The sequence below is a fragment of the Paraburkholderia sp. genome (assembly GCF_035501035.1).
Taxonomy (GTDB): Bacteria; Pseudomonadota; Gammaproteobacteria; order Burkholderiales; family Burkholderiaceae; genus Paraburkholderia.
Genome location: NZ_DATJWR010000354.1, coordinates 1 through 2,763 on the forward strand (window position 1 = coordinate 1; position 2,763 = coordinate 2,763).

Genomic DNA, 2,763 nt, shown 5'->3' on the forward strand with positions numbered 1-2,763 from the left:
TTGGCGCAGGCAAGCGCCGCGCCGAGCGTGAGCGCCGGCGCGGTATCGCGCCGCGCGGGCTCGACCACGAGGCGCGCTTCCACACCGCTCGCGCGCAACTGCTCGACGATCACGAAACGATGCTCCTCGCCGCATACGACGATCGGCGCGCTCGCGACCTGCCATTCGGGCGAAAAGCCGTCGAGCCGGTGCACGGTCGCCTGCAGCAGCGTATCGCGCCCCACCACACCAATTAGCTGCTTAGGAAAATGCTCACGCGACATCGGCCACAAACGCGTACCCGAGCCGCCGGCCAGCACGACCGGCACGATACGCGTGCAGGTTGGCGAGCTTTCGCGCGGCGTGTCCTGGCCGCCCTCGACGCGGACCTGACCCTGACCCTCATGGATCGATAACCTTTCACTCATATTCGGACTCCTGCATATCGGGCAGGATCGCCTCGTCTCGCGACGAGCGAAGCAGGCAACCGCGACGTGCGACCCTTAAAAACTTGCGCAGTGGCGGCGCTTACACGCCGGCTTCGCGGCGGCTTTGCTCGCGATATTCGGTGGGCGAAATCATCATGCGCTTGCGAAAGATCTTCGCGAGGCGGTCGCCATTGCCCATGCCGGTGCGGCGCGCGATCTTGTCGACCGGCAATTCCGAATCGGTCAGGAGGCTGCAGGTGATCGCAAGGCGCGCATGTAAAAGGTAATCCGATGGCGTAATGCCCATCTCGAGCTTGAAGCGGCGCAGAAAGTTGCGCTCGCTCATTGCGGCGACCTGCGCGGCATCCGCTATCGAAATGGCCCGCTGACAGTTCTCCTGCAACCAGCGAGCGGCCGCGCGCACCTTGTCGGCCGGCGCGCTGCCGAGCGCATCGCCGAGAAACGGCATCAGGTTGCCACCCGAATCAGGCATGAGCCGCTCGGTCACGGCGCGCGCAACGTCCACCCCCAGATCGCGCTTGACGAGTGTGAGCGCACTCTTCATCGACTCGAGCCGGTCGCCTCCGTCGCCGCTGGCCTCGTCGCGCCCGTTCTGCACCGCATACGAGCCGAACTCGTGCTGCGTGCGCTGGCTGCACAGGCTTGCCGCTTCCAGCAACGAACGGCCTTCACCAATCGGACGAATGGTGCCGGTATTCGCATGCACGTGACGCAGCCAGGCAATGAGACGCTCGTCGTTGGCGGCTGCATAGGCACCCTTGCCACCCGCCACGAAGAGCGCGTCGAAGCCCACGTAGTGACGCGCGTCCAGCCCGTCGGTCCAGACCCGAACCGAAGACGAACAGGTTACATTGCCGCCATCGGCTGAAAGGATGCTTACATCGTATGGCGAGCTGCGAGCGGTGTCGGTCGAAAGTTCATTGGCTACATGAAACACTTCAGCCACAATCCCTGCGCCGAGCAGCGAACAACCGTCAAACAACAAGATTGCGATGTGACGCACCTCGCGACTGATACCAGCGGTTACGAGATGCGGGCGACTGAACGGCGGTAAATCCAGACTTGCGTACGCCATGCTTTTCCCCTAAACCCCCGATCAAAGCGAAAAGTCCTGGTAATAGCATTTCGATAGCATTCCGTGTGCAGTGCATCATATGCAGATAAAAATCGCTGCAACGACGACTGACCGAAACTGGCGAGACATTGGCGCATTTAGTCCGGTCGCGAACCGATTTGAAGCATGCGCCCCACCGATTTGAAACAATTAGAAACGACTTGAAAGCCAATTCGTTCGATTACGTGGATTTGGCAAAAATAGCGGCCAATGCAGACGGGCCGGTATTTTTGCCTTTAATATTACCAATCCTTCGATGCCTTCCGATCGATGCGTATGCACGGGATGAAGGCGAAGCAGGCAATAAATGGCGGCGCGCTTATTCGTCTGATTAAATGATGTTTAAGAAGCTTCGAGCACCGATTCAGAGCACGTGAAGCGCATTTTAAACCCTATAAATCGCAGTTGCGCCGCACAATAAAAAAATTCGCGACAACGCAATTGACATGAATACGCTATGCGAGCACTGCACAAGTCATGCGCGAGGCCGTCAGGAAAAATTGCGCGAAAAGCCTGGACCCTGGCGGCAGATGGCAGCCGCAACCCACTAGTCTTACCCTTTTATGTCGCGAGGAACCCACGATGACACTGCGCCTTGCCGTTGCGTCCACACTCATGAACTTGCGTGCCGTGCGCGGCTCACGCGCACGCCGTGTGCCCGCTGCGGCATTCGCGCTCGGGGTTCTGTTCGCGTCGGGCGCATGCCGCGCCGCGGACGCGCCGGTGTGCCAAAGCGCCGCCGGCCGCGCGGTGGCTGCCACAGGCGACGAACTCATCTCGGCCGACACGCCCGGCAGCGACGGCACGCGCCTCTTTGCACGCGGCAAGAAAGTGCGCATCGAGGTGACCACGCGAGCCACGCGAGACGACAAGGTGCAGTGGCAAATTGCCGACACATGGAGCCGCACGCAGGCGAGCGGCAGCTTCGCCGTGGCGGGCGGCCCGCGCGTCACGTCGCTCACCTGCACGATGCCGCAGGCGGGCTACTTTGCGTTTTCAGCGTCGCTCGCTTCGCAGCCGTCTACGGGTTTGCCCCAGCGTGGCACGCGTCCGGCCGGCATCACCACCTTCGGCGTGCTGCCCGACATGAGCGCCGCGCTGCCCGCGCCCACCTTCAAGCGTCAGGACCTGCACCGTTTCGGCGGCCAGGGCACGGCATATATCGCGCCGGGGCAGCACTGCTGCGACGGCGACGGCTTTCGTCCGCTCTATACGGACCTC

2 protein-coding genes and 1 pseudogene are annotated in these 2,763 nt (G+C 61.9%); 1 reads left to right on the forward strand and 2 read right to left on the reverse strand.

What is annotated here, in order from left to right:
* Nucleotides 1-407, reverse strand: a 407-nt coding sequence (locus VMJ11_RS25815) for a sugar phosphate nucleotidyltransferase (protein ID WP_325623073.1), incomplete at its 3' end; no start/stop codon positions are given.
* A gap of 100 nt (nt 408-507) precedes the next feature.
* Nucleotides 508-1,503, reverse strand: a complete 996-nt coding sequence (locus tag VMJ11_RS25820) for a GlxA family transcriptional regulator (RefSeq protein ID WP_325623075.1) — start codon at nt 1,501-1,503, stop codon at nt 508-510.
* Between the two features lie 621 nt (nt 1,504-2,124).
* Between VMJ11_RS25820 and VMJ11_RS25825 the strand changes: the two are divergent.
* Nucleotides 2,125-2,763: pseudogene (locus tag VMJ11_RS25825) on the forward strand (hypothetical protein); the annotation flags it as partial.